General features: G+C 42.2%; 14 protein-coding genes and 1 tRNA gene. 10 read left to right on the top strand and 5 right to left on the bottom strand.

Annotated elements, in window-relative coordinates; all coding sequences use genetic code 11:
* Positions 1-51 precede the first annotated feature (51 nt).
* The gene (locus tag HMPREF0999_RS19780; RefSeq protein ID WP_005856006.1) at positions 52-930 is read left to right on the top strand and encodes a carbohydrate kinase family protein; all 879 of its coding nucleotides are present in this window, start codon (positions 52-54) and stop codon (positions 928-930) included.
* 292 nt (positions 931-1,222) lie between these two features.
* On the opposite strand, the gene HMPREF0999_RS19785 is transcribed toward HMPREF0999_RS19780, so the two are convergent.
* Positions 1,223-1,711: an SPOR domain-containing protein gene (locus HMPREF0999_RS19785; protein WP_005856008.1), complete on the bottom strand. Its 489-nt coding sequence runs from the start codon at positions 1,709-1,711 to the stop codon at positions 1,223-1,225.
* Positions 1,712-1,796: 85 nt separating this feature from the next.
* Between HMPREF0999_RS19785 and HMPREF0999_RS19790 the strand changes: the two genes are divergently transcribed.
* Positions 1,797-3,908: an alpha/beta hydrolase family protein gene (locus HMPREF0999_RS19790; RefSeq protein WP_008780335.1), complete on the top strand. Its 2,112-nt coding sequence runs from the start codon at positions 1,797-1,799 to the stop codon at positions 3,906-3,908.
* A 68-nt stretch (positions 3,909-3,976) separates the two neighbouring features.
* On the opposite strand, the gene HMPREF0999_RS19795 is transcribed toward HMPREF0999_RS19790, so the two are convergent.
* Complete coding sequence (locus HMPREF0999_RS19795) at positions 3,977-5,035, bottom strand: class I fructose-bisphosphate aldolase (protein WP_005856012.1); 1,059 nt, start codon at positions 5,033-5,035, stop codon at positions 3,977-3,979.
* A gap of 155 nt (positions 5,036-5,190) precedes the next feature.
* Here HMPREF0999_RS19795 and HMPREF0999_RS19800 point away from each other — a divergent pair, with 155 nt between their 5' ends.
* The gene (locus HMPREF0999_RS19800) at positions 5,191-5,742 is read left to right on the top strand and encodes an NADH peroxidase (RefSeq protein WP_005856013.1); all 552 of its coding nucleotides are present in this window, start codon (positions 5,191-5,193) and stop codon (positions 5,740-5,742) included.
* A gap of 138 nt (positions 5,743-5,880) precedes the next feature.
* Positions 5,881-5,967, top strand: a tRNA-Ser gene (locus tag HMPREF0999_RS19805).
* A gap of 8 nt (positions 5,968-5,975) precedes the next feature.
* Here the strand turns inward: HMPREF0999_RS19805 and HMPREF0999_RS19810 are convergent.
* Entirely contained in the window at positions 5,976-6,497 is a 522-nt protein-coding gene (locus HMPREF0999_RS19810; RefSeq protein ID WP_005856094.1) for a GNAT family N-acetyltransferase, read from the bottom strand.
* Between the two features lie 41 nt (positions 6,498-6,538).
* Positions 6,539-8,737: a tetratricopeptide repeat protein gene (locus HMPREF0999_RS19815; RefSeq protein ID WP_009276745.1), complete on the bottom strand. Its 2,199-nt coding sequence runs from the start codon at positions 8,735-8,737 to the stop codon at positions 6,539-6,541.
* An 86-nt stretch (positions 8,738-8,823) separates the two neighbouring features.
* On the opposite strand from HMPREF0999_RS19815, the gene lepA reads away from it, so the two are divergent.
* Positions 8,824-10,611: a translation elongation factor 4 gene (lepA, locus tag HMPREF0999_RS19820; protein WP_005856098.1), complete on the top strand. Its 1,788-nt coding sequence runs from the start codon at positions 8,824-8,826 to the stop codon at positions 10,609-10,611.
* A gap of 95 nt (positions 10,612-10,706) precedes the next feature.
* Here lepA and HMPREF0999_RS19825 read toward each other — a convergent pair whose 3' ends face one another.
* The gene (locus HMPREF0999_RS19825) at positions 10,707-11,546 is read right to left on the bottom strand and encodes a S1 RNA-binding domain-containing protein (RefSeq protein ID WP_005856099.1); all 840 of its coding nucleotides are present in this window, start codon (positions 11,544-11,546) and stop codon (positions 10,707-10,709) included.
* A gap of 195 nt (positions 11,547-11,741) precedes the next feature.
* Here HMPREF0999_RS19825 and HMPREF0999_RS19830 point away from each other — a divergent pair, with 195 nt between their 5' ends.
* Genes HMPREF0999_RS19830 through pseC form a run of 5 tightly spaced genes read left to right on the top strand, consistent with a single transcriptional unit; the run spans position 11,742 to position 17,318 of the window.
* A complete protein-coding gene (locus HMPREF0999_RS19830) occupies positions 11,742-12,554 on the top strand; it encodes a polysaccharide biosynthesis/export family protein (protein ID WP_008778266.1) in 813 nt (270 codons plus the stop codon).
* Between the two features lie 10 nt (positions 12,555-12,564).
* Positions 12,565-14,187 carry a GumC family protein gene (locus tag HMPREF0999_RS19835; protein ID WP_009276746.1) on the top strand — a complete coding sequence of 541 codons (1,623 nt, stop codon included), beginning with the start codon at positions 12,565-12,567 and terminating at the stop codon, positions 14,185-14,187.
* Complete coding sequence (locus HMPREF0999_RS19840; protein ID WP_005856106.1) at positions 14,187-15,116, top strand: hypothetical protein; 930 nt, start codon at positions 14,187-14,189, stop codon at positions 15,114-15,116. The genes HMPREF0999_RS19835 and HMPREF0999_RS19840 overlap by 1 nt, the downstream gene beginning before the upstream one ends.
* A gap of 22 nt (positions 15,117-15,138) precedes the next feature.
* On the top strand, positions 15,139-16,161 hold the full coding sequence (gene pseB, locus HMPREF0999_RS19845; RefSeq protein WP_005868112.1) for a UDP-N-acetylglucosamine 4,6-dehydratase (inverting): 1,023 nt from the start codon (positions 15,139-15,141) through the stop codon (positions 16,159-16,161).
* Positions 16,158-17,318 (top strand): UDP-4-amino-4,6-dideoxy-N-acetyl-beta-L-altrosamine transaminase, encoded by a 1,161-nt coding sequence (gene pseC / locus HMPREF0999_RS19850; RefSeq protein WP_009276747.1) that lies wholly within the window; start codon positions 16,158-16,160, stop codon positions 17,316-17,318. Before pseB ends, pseC begins: the two co-directional genes overlap by 4 nt.
* The last annotated feature ends 8 nt before the right edge of the window (positions 17,319-17,326 follow it).

Below are 17,326 nucleotides of genomic sequence, written 5' to 3' on the forward strand. Positions count from 1 at the left end.
TATACTTTTGCGGTGTCGATAAGTACGAAAGTTGTTTTTAATAGAAAGACCATGGAACAGGTGACTGAATCAAGACGTAAACCAATTGTCGTTGGGATTGGAGAATTATTATGGGATATGCTTCCTTCCGGGAAAAAGGCTGGGGGGGCCCCGATTAATTTTGTCTATCATGCGTCTTGCCTAGGTGCTGAGGGATATGCTATCAGCGCTGTCGGAGATGATGAGTTGGGTAAAGAGATCGTTGATGAGTTGGATAAGAATCATATCCAGCATTTGATCGAGAAAGTGCCTTACCCGACGGGAACCGTTCAGGTAGAGTTACGAGAAGGTATCCCTACTTATACGATTCATGAGCGAGTGGCTTGGGATCATATATCGCCTACATCCGATGCGATTGATTTGGCGGAGAAAGCGGACGCTATTTGTTTCGGTACATTAGCCCAGCGTTCCCGTCAGTCCCGGGAGACGATACAAGCGATCTCGTCGTTTGCGCCGAAAGACGCTTATCGTTTGCTGGATATCAATCTTCGCCAGCGATACTATGATAAGGAGTTGATCGAGGAGTCTTTGTACTTAGCGAATGTGTTGAAGGTGAATGATGAGGAGTTTAACGTTCTTCGGGACTTATTCGGCTTGAATGGAACTGAGAGGGAAGTGGCTTTATGGTTTATTGAGAAATACGGCCTTCGGATGTTTGTCTTGACTGCGGGGAGCTCCCATAGTACGATTTATACGAGAGAGGAGATCTCTACGTTGCCCACGCCGGAGGTCACGGTGGCGGATACGGTCGGGGCGGGGGATGCTTTTTCGGGGGCTCTAATCATTTCGCTCTTAAAGGGGAAGTCCTTAAGCGAGGCCCATCATTTCGCTGTAAAGACAGCGGCTTTCGTTTGTACGAAAGAAGGTGCGTGGCCGGTTTATGAAGAGTAATTCGTTTATATCATATGTGTTTAGATGTTTTGAGTTTATACAATTTCGAATAGGTATTACGTTTTTAAGGTAAAAAGGTTGTTAGGATATAAGAAGAGAAAGGCAAAAAGAAAAAGATGGTTTTTGTTTTAGGTTAAGTTAGATTAGATTGGTGAAAAGTGGCTCGGCTGTTGAAGTCGGGCTATTTTTATGTCCTTATGTTTCCTTCAAATAGAATGGTCTCGATAACCTGCAAGATTCTTCTTACAGGCTAACGAGACCTTCCGCTTTTATCTTTTCTGATAGCTTACAATTAATAAGCTCTCTCCAATAACCAAGCATCTTGGAAGTTAGGAGCGTATTTCGCCTTGATGGCGTCACGGCTATCGGCGGCGTCCGCTTTATTGTCGAAGCTAGCGACGATCACACGCAACATCCCTTGCTCGTTCTCGCCCAACACTGCGTTGTAACCATCATTCTGCATACGTTCTTTTAATGCGTAAGCGTTTGTCTTGTTCTTGAAACTACCGACAACGACGCTATAACGTTTCAGACGGCTGGCGTCCTCACCTTGAGCGGCGTTGATTTTTTCCGTACGAGTGGTAGCCGTAGAGGTTCTGGGTTTTGAGACAGGAGCGACCTCAACAACTTCTTCCTCTTGTTCTACAACCTCAACAGGAGCTGTCGACTCTTTTTCTTTGGCCTGTTCGTAAGCAGCCTTGTACGCGCTCTGTTTAGGTTTACATGAGCCGAGTGCTAATACCATACATACAGCGGCTCCAAATAACCAAATCTTATTCATACTGTTCAGTTCTTATAATTAGTAACGCGAAGATATAAATTATATTTAGTACTTTCGCACTCAAATTGTAATATATTATAACGGCATGAATAAATCTATCGGAACAATGATTATGGCAACATCCCTACTGTTAGGTGCTTGCAATCCGGCTACGGATGTGAACGTGAAGGAGACCGGCGATAAGAACCTTATCGGGAAGTCGGACATCCGGATCAAAGACGGCCGCATGACCCCGGAGGCTTTGTGGGCCATGGGACGTATCGGCGGTATGAACGTATCTCCGGACGGGAAAAGAGTGGTGTATACGGTGGCGTACTATAGTGTACCGGAAAACAAGAGCAACCGTGAGGTCTTCGTGATGAACGCGGACGGATCGGATAATAAGCAAATCACGAAAACCGGATTCGCTGAGAACGAGGCCGTATGGATCAAAGGAGGAACCAAGATCGCTTTCTTATGTAACGAGAGCGGTAGCAGCCAGCTTTGGGAAATGAATCCGGATGGGACGGACCGTAAGCGACTTTCCGATTATGATAAGGATATCGAGGGTTTCGCTTTCTCTCCCGATGAGAAAAAGGTCTTGTTTATCTCGCAAGTGAAAACCGTGAACAGTACCGCTGATAAATATCCGGATTTGGATAAGGCGACAGGTGTTATCATTACGGATTTAATGTACAAGCATTGGGATGAGTGGGTGACTACCGTTCCGCATCCTTTTGTCGCCGATTTCGATGGCGAATCGATCAGCAATCCTGTGGATGTGATGGAGGGCGAGTTGTTTGAGAGCCCGATGAAGCCGTTTGGCGGTATCGAGCAATTGGCTTGGAACACTACCTCGGACAAGATTGCCTATACCAGCCGCAAAAAGACGGGTAAAGAATATGCGATCTCCACGAATTCGGATATTTATGTATATGATCTGAATACGAAGCAAACGACCAATATAACGGAAGAGAACAAGGGATATGATACGAATCCCACCTATTCTCCGGACGGAAAGAGCATCGCTTGGTTAAGTATGGAACGGGATGGTTACGAGGCGGATCAAAATCGCTTGATGGTAATGAATCTGGAGACGGGTGAGAAAACATTCGTAAGCAAGGATTTTGACTCCAACGTGGACTCTTATTGCTGGAGCGCTGATTGCGAGCGTATCTATTTCACGGGCGTTTGGCATGGCGAGTCGCAGGTTTATCAGATAGACTTGGCGAATGGCAATAAGATTACCCCGCTGACCGAAGGTATGTACGATTACGCCTCTGTCGCTCTTCTGGGCGATAAGCTGATCGCTCAACGTCATTCCATGAGCATGGGAGACGAGATCTATTCGATCGATTTGACAGGGGATCATACGGTAACTCAACTTACGTTCGAGAACAAGCATATTTACGACCAGCTTACGATGGGTAAGGTGGAGGAGCGTTGGATGAAGACGACAGATGGCAAGCAGATGCTAACGTGGGTTATCTATCCGCCTCAGTTCGATCCGAATAAGAAGTATCCTACCTTGTTGTTCTGTGAGGGTGGCCCGCAAAGCCCTGTTAGCCAGTTCTGGTCTTACCGCTGGAATTTCCAGATCATGGCGGCTAATGATTATATTATCGTGGCACCGAACCGTCGGGGGCTTCCCGGATTTGGCTTGGAATGGAATGAGGCTGTCAGTGGCGATTATGGCGGACAATGCATGAAAGACTATTTCACCGCTATTGACGAGGTAGCCAAGGAACCGTATGTAAATAAGGATCGCTTGGGGTGTGTAGGCGCCAGCTTCGGTGGATTCTCCGTATATTGGTTGGCAGGTCATCATGATAAACGTTTCAAGGCGTTTATCGCCCACGATGGTATCTTTAATATGGAAATGCAGTATCTGGAAACGGAAGAGATGTGGTTCGCCAATTGGGATATGGGTGGAGCGTACTGGGAAAAGCAAAACGCTACGGCTCAGCGTACATTCGCGAACTCCCCGCATAAGTTCGTGGACAAATGGGATACGCCTATCCTTTGTATCCATGGAGAGAAGGATTACCGGATCTTGGCTAATCAAGGAATGGCAGCGTTTAACGCCGCGGTTCTTCGGGGTGTACCGGCCGAGTTGCTGATTTATCCGGATGAGAACCATTGGGTATTGAAGCCCCAGAATGGCGTTCTATGGCAACGCACATTCTTTGAGTGGTTGGATATGTGGTTGAAGAAATAAAATTTGAAGGCCGTCCCCAAAGTATATAGCTTTGATGGACGGCCTTCTTTTCTCAACGCAATAACAAACTAAGCGATAGTAATATCCTTATCCAAATAAATATCTTGAATTGAATGAAGTAACTCCACGCCGTCTTTCATCGGACGTTGGAACGCCTTTCTTCCGCTAATCAGCCCCATGCCACCCGCACGTTTGTTTATGACAGCAGTGACGACAGCGTCTTTAAGATCTGAGGCGCCATGAGATTCCCCGCCGGAGTTGATAAGCCCGACACGTCCCATATAATTATTGGCTACTTGGTAACGGCAGAGGTCGATCGGATGTTCTGTCGTTAACTCTGTGTACATCTTTTGATCGATCTTCCCGAAATTGATAGCGGTGAAACCTCCGTTGTTCTCCGGTAGCTTCTGCTTGATGATATCGGCCTTGATCGTGACACCAAGGTGATTAGCCTGTCCGGTCAAATCGGCTGCCGCGGAATAGTCGATGCCATCCTTTTTAAAAGAGCTGTTTCGTAAATAGCACCATAATACGGTCGCCATACCTAGTTCATGGGCATACTCGAATGCGTCGGCAATCTCGACTAGCTGACGTCGGCTTTGCTCTGATCCGAAATAGATCGTGGCCCCTACAGCTACGGCGCCCATATTCCATGCTTCCTTCACCGTACCGAATACGATTTGATTGTAAGAATTCGGATAAGTAAGAAGCTCATTATGATTTAGTTTTACCAAGAATGGAATCTTATGAGCATATTTTCGTGCGACTGACCCTAGTATGCCGAACGTAGAAGCGACTGCGTTGCAACCACCCTCGATCGCTAATTTTACGATATTCTCCGGATCGAAATAAATGGGGTTTGGAGCGAAGGAAGACCCTGCGGTATGCTCGATATCTTGATCTACCGGGAGGATAGAAACATATCCGGTGTTAGCTAATCTTCCGTGCCCCAACAAGGTTTGCAGACTATTGAGAGTCTGTATGTTTCTATCTGAATTGCCCCACACATCGTCCACGCAAGTGGGTGATGGAAGATGAAGCAGCGATTTATCAATAGTCTTACATACGTGATTTAAATAATAATCACTTTTGTCTCCTAATAAACTAATAATCTTTGATGTATCCATATAAATAAATATTTACTTAGTAAACAATCGCTGTCAAAAATAAGTTCCATAGTTTTTATCGATTAACACATAGAATTAATCTATCGATGAATTATGGTAGTATCGGATAGTTTAGTTAATTTTGTGCCATACAACCAATAAAAATTTTGCGATATATGAAAAAGAAATGGATTTGCACAGTATGTGGTTATGTACACGAAGGTGATGAGGCTCCTGAGTTCTGCCCTCAATGTAAACAACCGAAAAGCAAATTTAAGGAATTAGTAGAGACAGAAGGTGCGTTGCAGTTCGTTGACGAACATGTACTAGGTGTTGCTAAAGGTGTAGACCCAGTGATTTTGGAAGGTCTGAACGCTCACTTTATGGGAGAATGTACCGAAGTTGGTATGTATTTGGCCATGAGCCGTCAAGCAGACCGTGAGGGTTATCCTGAGGTAGCTGAGGCATTCAAGCGTTACGCTTGGGAAGAGGCTGAGCACGCTGCTAAGTTCGCAGAGCTTCTTGGCGACGTAGTTTGGGATACGAAGACTAACTTGAAAAAGCGTATGGAAGCTGAGGCTGGCGCATGCGAGGACAAGAAACGTATCGCTACATTGGCTAAACAACAGAATTTGGACGCAATCCATGATACCGTACATGAGATGTGCAAAGACGAGGCACGTCATGGCAAAGGATTTGAAGGTTTATATAATCGTTATTTCAAGTAATTTAGAGGTATTAGTTATATGTTTTAAAGAGGGGCGTTCTGTGAAGAATGCCCTTTTTTGTATTTGATAAAGTAATTTTAGCCTTTCAAGAGAATAACGATACTATATTTTATGTACTTTTGTACACGTCAACCACAAGGAAAGATGCCGGAGTGGTCGAACGGGCCGCACTCGAAATGCGGTGAGCGGGTAACCGCTCCCTGGGTTCGAATCCCAGTCTTTCCGCTTGATAACTATGACTTATCCACGCAGAATACTAAATGAAGCATATCGATATTGCGATAATGTTTTATGAAATTTGCGATTTCCCTCATATCGTTTCTTAGTGCTACTTTTTGAGAGGGGATATTTGTGTCCCGTATGATGGAGTATACTTTGTCGAAGTTAAGGATATTGAAGGCGTATTCCTTACAAGCTATGGCGGCCTCGGTAGCATAACCTTTATGCCAGTATTCCGCCCTAAGCAAATAACCGATCTCTGGAACCTGTTGACCGTTGAATTCTTGATAGGTGAGACCACACTGACCGATAAGCTCTCCGCTGCCTTTCTCTATCATCCCCCATAAGCCAAAGCCATCGTTTTGATACCTCCTTAATTGCTTATCAAGCCATTCTTGTACCTCTTTTTTACTGAACGCTCCTTCGTAAGCGTACATTACAATCGGATCTTGTAAAAGCTTACAGATATCATCAAAATCATCTTGTTTTAATTCCCTTAATAGGAGTCGCTTTGTCTTTAGTATCATCTCTTTCATACGATATTTTTTCTTGTCTTCTCAAATTGTTGGATGACTAGTTAGAATATATCGCTCAAGGAATACCGGAGTTGATCCATCATCAACGGCACTTCCGCCTCCTCGATTCCCGCTACAAGAAGATCGGGGATATCTTGATTGAACTGCTCTTGGAACTTCGAGAAATCACCGGACTCTTTCTCCACGGCTTTTTTATAAAAAGCAAGCGCTCCCTTTATATTCTGTAATGCCCATTCCGTATGTCCCGCATTCAAGAAATCTTGGGTGTTGGGTTGATTATCCATGATCTTTTTGTAATAATTACGGGCCTGATCGTATTTACCGGTCAAGAAAGAACACCAAGCGATCGGACGCCAAGCCTTCGTGCTTTTATTGTCCAGATAATCTACCTTGAAATAATATTTCAGCGCCTCATTATAATTCTTGAGTTCAAGATGGCAGTGGCCGATACATATTTGGATCGATAAATCATCCGGATTGAAAGCCTCGTAACGATGATAGTATTTCAACGCTTCTTCCGGTTGCTTTAAGGTACGGTAACAACCGGCGATCCGGCGAATAACCCATTTACTGTCCGGATTGATAAGATCCGCATGTAAATAAGCCTCCAAGGCGCCTTGTATATCGCCATTCATTTGTTTGCAGTAACCGATTTTCTGGAATAAGATATCACTTTCTTGATTTGCATCGGATAAGCGATTGTAGATCGTGAGCGCATCGAGGAAGTAATTCTTCCGGAGATAATACTCCGCTATAGTTGTCAAACTTTCCTCATCACTGACGTAAGGCTGCAAAATTGGCAGGTTATGAAAGTCTAGCGCAGATGTAAATATGTCATCAAAATCCAGATGTCCCGGATAAAGTTTGAAGAAACGATACAAGTCCTGTATGTACTGTCCGGATATGATTTCCAGTTTTCCCCGTTTACTGATCAATTCCTCCTTCGTTTGCTGAATCATCTCGGAGGCTTGGCTGCCAAATTGTCCCATCATCATTTGACGGGCTTGATCCGGCAATTGCATCATACTGAAATATAAGGAGTATTTATCGGAATTACACATGAATGCCGCAAGAGTCATGGAATCTAGCATGTCCTTTTCCGTTTGATTCTTGCTCAACTGATTGCCAAAAGCGGAATGCTCGGTCGTGAATGGCATGAACCAGTTACCCAGTTCCCGGAAAAAGGGGAAATGCTTTAGGTGCACGAAAGTAGAGTGCATTACGTCCGCGCCTTCTTGTTGCAGTTCGCTGAACTCCTCCATTTTCTTCCCTAAGGAACTGTTCGATAACATATTCTGCCACTCCGGATTCATCTCGTTTCCGAGAAGTTCCGGATTGATATCCTTTAAGTTTATCTTTTGACTGATTTTAGGGCCTAGCTTGATCATCTCCGGAATGATCTCGTCTTGTAGCTTACGGGTGATCTTCTCTGTCTCACGGGCTAGGATAAAACGAAGGGTAATCGTTCGGATCGCTTTCGTGAAATTAGGAAATCCCTCGGATAAAGCCGCTAGTCGATCCGCTATCTGCGGATATAGCGCCGTACGTTTCCTATAGGTATAGAGCGTCAGGAGAATCCCGATCAACGCGCGGTAACGAATCTCGTCTTCTTGGATATTGGCCGCATCGAATAATAATAGCAGTTTCTCCTTATCGAAAGCGACTTGCAATCCCAACATTAATGCCGATACGATTTGGCTACCGATGATAAAAGGCAACTCTTGGTCATTCAATAGGTTCCTGATGGAGGCTATTTCTTCCTTATTGAGAGGATTCGAGGTCCAGATCTTATTGAATAATAGGATCGTGGCGGATTCGATTTGCTGCTGCTCCGTGATGGTTCCGGTCGGAGTCTCTATCTTCACCAGAGAGGCGTTTCTCAAGACCTTGTGGAGCTGGTCATAGTTGGTAAGCTCCTTTTGCATCATTCGCCTACGGCTATAATAGGAGAGAGGCGAATCTACCGATAAGGCCTTGTGCTTCACTATATCCGCGAACTCATAGCTGGATGCGATCAAGTTGTTGTATATCTGGTCTTGCATCGGATCTTTAGCCCCCTCGATCCGGTATCGCAACATATATTTATAAGTATCTTGTAGCTCGTTCAACCTGTCTTGGAATGAGTACTCACGTATTCCCGCTATTAAACCTTGGAGAAAATCGAACGCATTCTTTAGCTCCTTTTCGTCTAATGAACCGATAATTCGGTTGTATGCTTTATTTATTTCTTGTATTGTCATATACTATTAACAACAAATGGTATGCCAAAAGTATAGTATTTAGGCTAAATTTCCTATCTTCGCGTACCTAAAAATAAATTTAGCAGATGAAGAATATCCGCAATTTCTGTATTATTGCTCATATTGACCATGGGAAAAGTACCTTGGCAGACCGTTTGCTTGAGTATACCAAGACAGTAGAAGGTAAAGACATGCAAGCTCAAGTCCTTGACGACATGGATTTAGAGCGTGAGCGTGGTATTACGATCAAGAGCCATGCGATCCAGATGAAGTATAATTATAAGGGTGAAGAATATATACTGAACCTGATCGATACTCCGGGGCACGTGGACTTCTCGTATGAGGTTTCCCGCTCTATCGCCGCCTGCGAGGGTGCGTTGCTGATCGTGGACGCGGCCCAAGGTATTCAGGCGCAAACCATCTCTAACCTGTATATGGCGATAGAGAATGACTTAGAGATTATTCCGGTGATGAACAAGATCGACTTGCCTAGCGCCATGCCGGAGGAGGTCGAAGACCAGATCGTGGAACTGTTGGGCTGCCCTCGCGAGGATATCTTACGAGCGAGCGGAAAGACAGGCGAGGGAGTGACCGAGATCTTGAATACGATCGTGGAGAAGGTCCCGGCTCCGAAAGGTGATCCGGAGGCCCCGTTGCAGTGTTTGATTTTTGACTCCGTCTTTAATCCGTTCCGTGGTATTATCGCTTACTTCAAGGTGGTAAACGGCGTGATCCGTAAAGGTGACCATGTGAAGTTTATCGCTACAGGAAAAGAGTATGACGCCGACGAGGTAGGTATATTGAAATTAGATATGTGCCCCCGTGAGGAGATACGGACGGGAGACGTAGGATATATCATTTCCGGTATCAAGACGTCCCGGGAGGTGCGTGTCGGTGATACGATCACTCATGTGTCTCGCCCGGCTAAAGACGCGATCGCCGGTTTTGAGGAGGTGAAGCCGATGGTCTTCGCCGGTGTCTATCCAATCGATAGCGAGGATTTCGAGAACCTTCGTGCGTCATTGGAGAAATTACAGTTGAACGACGCTTCCTTGACTTTCCAGCCGGAGAGTTCCGCCGCGCTGGGTTTTGGGTTCCGTTGCGGTTTCTTGGGCTTGTTGCATATGGAGATTGTTCAGGAGCGTTTGGATCGTGAGTTCAATATGGATGTGATAACCACTGTACCGAACGTTTCTTATATCGTGCATACAAAGAAAGGGGAGGAGATCGAGGTACATAATCCGGGAGGCTTGCCGGACCCGACCTTGATTGATCATATCGACGAGCCGTTTATCCGTGCTTCCGTGATCACGAACACTACCTATATCGGCCCGATCATGACACTCTGTCTGGGTAAGCGTGGCGTCCTGCTTAAGCAAGAATATATTTCTGGTGATCGTGTCGAGATTCATTATGACTTGCCGTTGGGCGAGATCGTAATCGACTTTTATGATAAGTTGAAGAGTATTTCAAAAGGGTACGCTTCTTTCGATTACCATTTACATGATTTCCGTCCCAGTAAGTTGGCTAAATTAGATATCCTGTTGAACGGTGAGCCGGTAGACGCTTTGTCTACATTGACGCACGTGGATAATAGCGTTACTTTCGGACGTCGTATGTGCGAGAAACTGAAAGAGTTGATCCCTCGCCAGCAATTCGATATCGCTATCCAAGCGGCGATAGGCGCAAAGATCATCGCTCGTGAGACGATCAAGGCTGTCCGTAAAGACGTGACGGCGAAGTGTTATGGAGGCGATATCTCCCGTAAGCGTAAATTGCTGGAAAAACAGAAAGAGGGAAAGAAACGAATGAAGCAGATCGGTACGGTAGAAGTTCCGCAAAAAGCGTTCCTGGCCGTATTGAAGTTGGATTAGAAAGTCAATGGAATCCGTTCGCTAACTCAATGGATTTATAAAGAAAAGTCAATGGATTCTGTAACGGATTCCATTGACTTTTTTATATAAATGGGTCACTTCTCGTTTACGAGCCGTATCCCGCCATCTTCCAGCGTGATAAGATGTTGCTTATAGAGTGCCCCGATCGCTTGTTTGAAAGCTTTCTTGCTACAGCGGAATAAGGAATAGATCACGTCCGGATCGCTCTTGTCGTGTACCGGGATGTATCCCCCTTGTGTTTTCATCGCTTCCAGAATGACGCCGGCGATCCCCTCTACCTTTTGGTAGCCTTGCGGCGTTAGGCTCACATCTATCTTATCATCCTCACGTACCTCTTTTATATAGCCTTTCAGATGCTCGCCTTTCTCAAGACGCTGGAATACCTCATTATAATAGATCAATCCCCAATGCTGGTTATTGATGATCACCTTATAGCCAAGATCCGTCTCGTCGGCTACCAATAACTGAACCTCTTGATTCTGCTCGTAATCGATAGGGGTATTGTTCAAGAACTTCTCGATACGTGCAGATGCCATGATACGTCCTGTCACATGATCCAGCCGGACATAGACCAAGTACCATTTCCCCTCTCTCATCGGCATTTTCTGCTCCTTGAAAGGAACGAGCAAATCTTTCATGATACCCCATTCCAGAAATGCGCCGGCATTATTCACGTCTTTTACCTCCATGAACTGGAACTCCCCGACCGTTGCCAGAGGACGTGCGGTAGTAGCGATCAACCTCCCTTCATTATCATGATAAATAAACACCTCGACCTCATCCCCGGGCTTCACGTTTTTAGGTACGTAACGAGTCGGCAACAAGATCTCCACCCCGTTACCTCCATCCAGATAAACCCCGAAGTCAAGGTCTTTCACTATTTTCAGCGTGTTATATTTTCCTATCTCAACCATATATTTTTGTTTTGTCACAAACTTACGCAATAATCATGAAAAAGCGGTAAAAACAACTATAATTTTGATTTAGCATGCAGCAATATCTAGACAATTGCATCGTTATAGAAGTATCTTTGGACTTACGGGTGCTTTATGCCTTTGAGTTCAACTAAAAATTGTATATTTGCATCTTATTTGAAGAAAACAAAGATTATGAGAATTAAATTAATATCAGTAGTGATATTGTTTGTCTTGTTGCTAGGGGCTTGTTCCGCACCTAAAGACGTAGTGTATTTGCAAGGAGTAGATACTTTGACTCCAGAACAGATTAGCCAAATGAATCAAACTTATACGTCTCGTATCAGTAAAGATGATTTACTGGCGATATCTGTTACAGCTCCGGATCCGTCCGTGACGACGCCATTTAATCCCCCTGTTTTTGCGTATGCGCAGCAAGGTGACCAACCTATCGCTGCCTCTCAATCAATGTATACTTATCTTGTTGATTCGGATGGTAATATAAATTTCCCAGTATTAGGGAAGATTCATGTCGCAGGTTTATCAAAACAAGAACTGTGTGATGAGTTACAAAGTAAATTGTCAAAATACATAGAAAACCCATTGGTTAACGTGCAGATTACAAATTATAGAATTACGGTAATGGGAGAGGTAAATCGTCCCGGTACTTTTACTATAAAGAATGATCGAATCTCTATTTTAGATGCGTTTGGGTATGTTGGAGATTTGGCGATTACAGCCAATAGGAAGAATATTTTGCTGATAAGAGATAATGATGGGCAAAAAGAATTTGTTCGTATGGATATAACTGATCCTTCGCTATTTACATCTCCCTATTTTTATTTAAGGCAAAATGACGTTATTTATGTTGAGCCTAATTTGGCAAAGCAGCGTAATTCTCGATTTAGTCAAAGCAAACAGTATAATATAACTGTATTCTCCTCGATAATTAGTGCGATTTCTGTTATTTCTTCGATGGTGATCACGATTATTAATATTAAGAAGTAATTGTTTAGCTATGGATTCAACAAATATAGGAAATGAGACTATAAGTTTAAAGTCTATTCTAATAGGGTATCTGAGGCACTGGAGATTATTTCTAGGCACTTTTGTTATATCTCTAATACCAGCTGTATTATATTTGATTTATTATCCGACAACTTACGAAGTAATGGCTCGTTTTAAAGTTCAAGATGATACTTCCATGTCCTCAGGAAATATGTCTTTGGGAGATGCGGCAGGTTTGATGAAATCTTTTGGTTTGAATGGAGGAGGTAGTGCGGGTATTGTTATTGATGATGAATTAGCGGTGTTAAAATCTCATACTTTATGGTATGAGGTTGTTTCAAAATTGGGTTTAAATGCAGAGTATGTTGAACCGTTAACTTGGAAATATAAACAGTATGTGAATACCCCTTTTCTGATGGTTGCAGATTCTAGCACATTGAAATCTCAAGAGGAAACAATAGAGTTTTATGTCCGTGAAGATCGTGAGGGAAAAATAAAGATCGAAGGGAAGACAAAAAGTCAGAAGCGGTCTTATGAGTTTTCTTCATTACCTGCGATCGTTGAATTCGGTAATAATCGGTTTATCCTAAGTTATGGAGCCAACCATAAATTGGGAGAAAGCATGAAACTTTATATAACCATGAGGCCGGCTGGTTTTGTTGGAGATGATTTTGCGCAGGATATAGAAATTGAGACTTACTCAGATAATTCAAATGTTATAGAATGTACTTTGAGGGAATATGAGAAAAAACGAGGCATTGACGTTTTAAACGCATTAATGTTTGAATATAATAATCGTGCCGATTCAATAAATAATAAAGAAGCTCGTGCTACAATACAGTTTTTGGATGAGCGAATCAATAAGGTAATATCGGATTTAGCTAATGCTGAACGATCTATAGAGATCTATAAGAAAAATAACCAAATGACTGACTTGACAGCCGATGTGCAATTTTATGTGGATCAAATGAAAGAGATCCAAACGAAAATTGTTGAGATGGAGGCTCAAGGGCATGCTATTAGATTTATGGAAGACTTCGTGCAAAATCCTGCTAATAAGTATAATTTGGTACCCGTATTGATGAATGTCCAAGAAGGAGAGAAAGGCGGTTCCATAACTACTTATAATGAGTTGTTGGTAAATCGTCAGCGAATGTTGCAAAACTCGAAAGAGGACAACCCTTTATTTACTGTGATGGATAAGCAATTAGATCAAATGCGTAAGAGTGTTGCCCTTACGATCAAGAATGCGCAAGAAAGCCTGAATTTGACCTTGAAAGATCTCAAGGCAAAGGAGAAGGCTATTTTAGATAAAATGGGTAACGTTCCAACCCAAGAACGAGAATTCATGAATTATAAGCGTGATCAAGAGATTGCTCAAGGTGTTTATTTGATATTATTACAAAAACGAGAAGAGGCATTATTGAAATTAAATAAAAGTATGAATAGGGCATTGATTGTTGATGAGGCATTTGTGAAGAGTACACCCGTGGCCCCTCGTAAACTATATGCTGCTCTCGCCGTGTTTTTATTGACAATTGTGGTTCCTGTCGTATATTTATTCTGTAAAGAGCAACTTATAGAACTAAAAAGAGAATACGATAAAACAAGGAAACAAGCTGGCGTGATATAATGGATACTGATATATATATATGTTCTAAGCCATTGCAATATTTTAATGTAAGAAATATTGGATATGGAAATGCATCTTCAAAAAAGGTTCTAATTATTTTAGGACATTTTAGGGATGCGGAATTGTTCTTTCATCAAGTTAAGACATTTGATGATACATGGAATGATATATTATATTTCAAAGATTTGTTTCATTTGGATTTATATTTGTTTTTTCACCCAGTAAATACGTTGTTCGTAGAGGTAGATGCTTCTTTTGTTTATGGAATATTTTTTAAGCTATCCCGATTTAAACGAATGTATATGTTTGAAGAAGGATTCGGAAGCTACAGAAGAGATCGTTTTGATAATTCAAAAGGCTTGAAGAATATAATAAATAAGCTTACGGGTGTTGGTGACCATATTGGTTTTTCAAAGTTTCTTACGGGGCAGTTTCTTTATTTGCCGGATTTGTATAGGTCTCAGTTCCCAGGATATTCAAAATCTTTGAAATCATTCCAGAAGCCCTTTGTTAAGAGGTTAAGGGAAGAATTACCATTGTTTTTGAATTTTTCTACGGGATATGAAGAATTTTTATCTGTGAAAAATAAATCGGTTGGAATTTATTTAACTAATCATCAAATTAATGTAAACATATTGAAAGCTCTGGATAAAGAGAAAAATGATTTTGATTATGTTTATGTGAAATTGCATCCTCATATAAAAAAGACAGAGGATTTGTATCAATATGGATTAAAAATAGTACAATCAAACATAATGGTTGAGTTTTTAATTCTAATCTTGTTGGATAATGGAAATAAACTTTCTGTTTTTCATGAAAATAGTACATCAGTGATTTGGTTTCAGGATCGTATTATTAATAAAAATATGGGACAACCATTTGAAGAGTATGATATTGTAGCTTCTTATATACAATCGAAGGAGTTATAGAATAGATATAAATAGAAGTAATATGTTAAATGAAAAGTCTGTTTTAATTACTGGAGGAACAGGTTCTTTTGGTAAAAAATTCGTGGAGACAATCCTTCGTGATTATCCTCAAGTGAAAAGAATTGTTATTTATTCACGTGACGAGTTGAAACAGTTTGAGCTGAAGCAAAAATACCCTGCGTCAAAGTATCCTCAATTACGTTTCTTTATTGGAGACGTCCGGGATGGAGAACGTTTGGAACGTGCTTGCGAAGGCATAGATGTAATTATTCATGCTGCGGCTATTAAGCAAGTGGATACGGCCGAATATAATCCGGATGAATGCATAAAGACAAATGTACATGGAGCTCAAAATGTGATTAATGCAGCCTTGCGTACAAAAGTAAAGCATGTTGTGGCTTTATCTACGGATAAGGCTTGTGCTCCGATTAATTTATATGGGGCTACAAAGCTGACTTCTGATAAGTTGTTTGTTGCCGCAAATAATATTAGTGGTCCGCGGGATATCAAGTTTTCAGTGGTCCGTTATGGCAATGTTATGGGATCAAGGGGCTCTGTTATTCCTTTTTTCATTAACAAGAGAGATTCAGGTGCGGTAGAGTTACCTATTACGAATATGAAGATGACTCGTTTCAATATTTCGTTAGAAGCGGGAGTTGCTTTGGTCATGTTCGCTATCGGTCATCATTTAGGAGGTGAGATTTTTATTCCTAAGATTCCATCTTATCGAATAGTGGATGTTGCGAAGGCTATTGCGCCTAACCTTCCATTGGTGGAGGTCGGTATACGCCCCGGGGAAAAATTGCATGAGGAAATGATTACGGTCACGGATGCCATGAATACTATAGATCTAGGTCCTTATTATGCGATCTTGCCCTCTGTTGCGTTTAATCATAAATATGAAGACTATGTAAATCATCATAATGCGGTTAAGGTTCCAGAGGGATTCCATTATAGTTCTGATACGAATACGGAATGGGAGACTGTAGAGTCTATGCGGGAAAAAATAAAGAAATATGTAGATCCTAATTTTGAGATAAAATGATTACTAAACCTATTCCTTATGGACGTCAGCATATTACGGATGAGGATATTCAATGTGTAATAGATGCCTTAAAGTCGGATTATTTAACTCAAGGGCCAAAAATAAAAGAATTTGAGGAGGCTTTTGCCTCTTATGTCGGCTGTAAATATGCTATAGCAGTTAATAATGCTACGGCGGGTCTTCATTTAGCGGCTACGGTACTTGATGTGAATCTGGGTGATAAAGTGATTGTGACTCCTTTGACTTTTGCGGCTAGCGCTAATTGTATTCGCTTTCGGGGAGGTGAGGTTGTGTTCTGTGATGTAGAGGAAGATACCTATTTGATGGATATAAAGAAATTAAGCCGTTTATTGTCACAATCTCCCAAAGGCACTTATAAGGGAATTGTTTTGGTTGATTTTGCGGGTTATCCAGCCAATTTGGAGGCCTTTCGTCAATTGGCGGATGAGTACGGCTTATGGATTATAGAAGATGCTTGTCATGCTCCGGGTGGATATTTTATTGATAGTAAAGGTGAAAAGCAGCTATGTGGCAATGGGAACTTTGCGGATATTAGTGTTTTTTCGTTTCATCCGGTAAAACATATTGCGACTGGCGAGGGGGGGATGGCTACGACAAATAGTAAGAAATTATATGAAAAACTTTGTCTATACCGTACACACGGCATTACCAAGGATCCGGCACTTTTGTGCGAGAACCATGGTGGCTGGTATTATGAGATGCAGGAGCTTGGATATAATTATCGGATTACTGATTTTCAGGCAGCTTTAGGAATATCACAATTGAAAAGAGCCGATATGGGATTGGCACGGCGGCAAGAGATTGCCCGGCGATATAGGGAAGGTCTTTCCGATCTGAAGGGGGTTTCACTCCCTTTTGTATCGGATCAGGTCTTTCATGCCTATCATTTATTTATAATCCAAGTGGAGGATAGATTAGGATTATATGATTATTTGCATAAGAATAATATTTATGCGCAAGTTCATTATGTCCCTTTGCATCTGACCCCTTATTATAGGCAGTTAGGAAATAAAGAAGGAGATCAACCTGTGATGGAGGAATATTATAAGCATTGTTTGAGTCTGCCAATGTATCCGACACTGACTGATGAAGAGCAGGAATATGTAATAGCGAAGATTAAAGAATTCCTTTCTTAAAAAACAAA

It is taken from the genome of Parabacteroides sp. D25 (genome assembly GCF_000307475.1).
Classification (GTDB): domain Bacteria; phylum Bacteroidota; class Bacteroidia; order Bacteroidales; family Tannerellaceae; genus Parabacteroides; species Parabacteroides distasonis.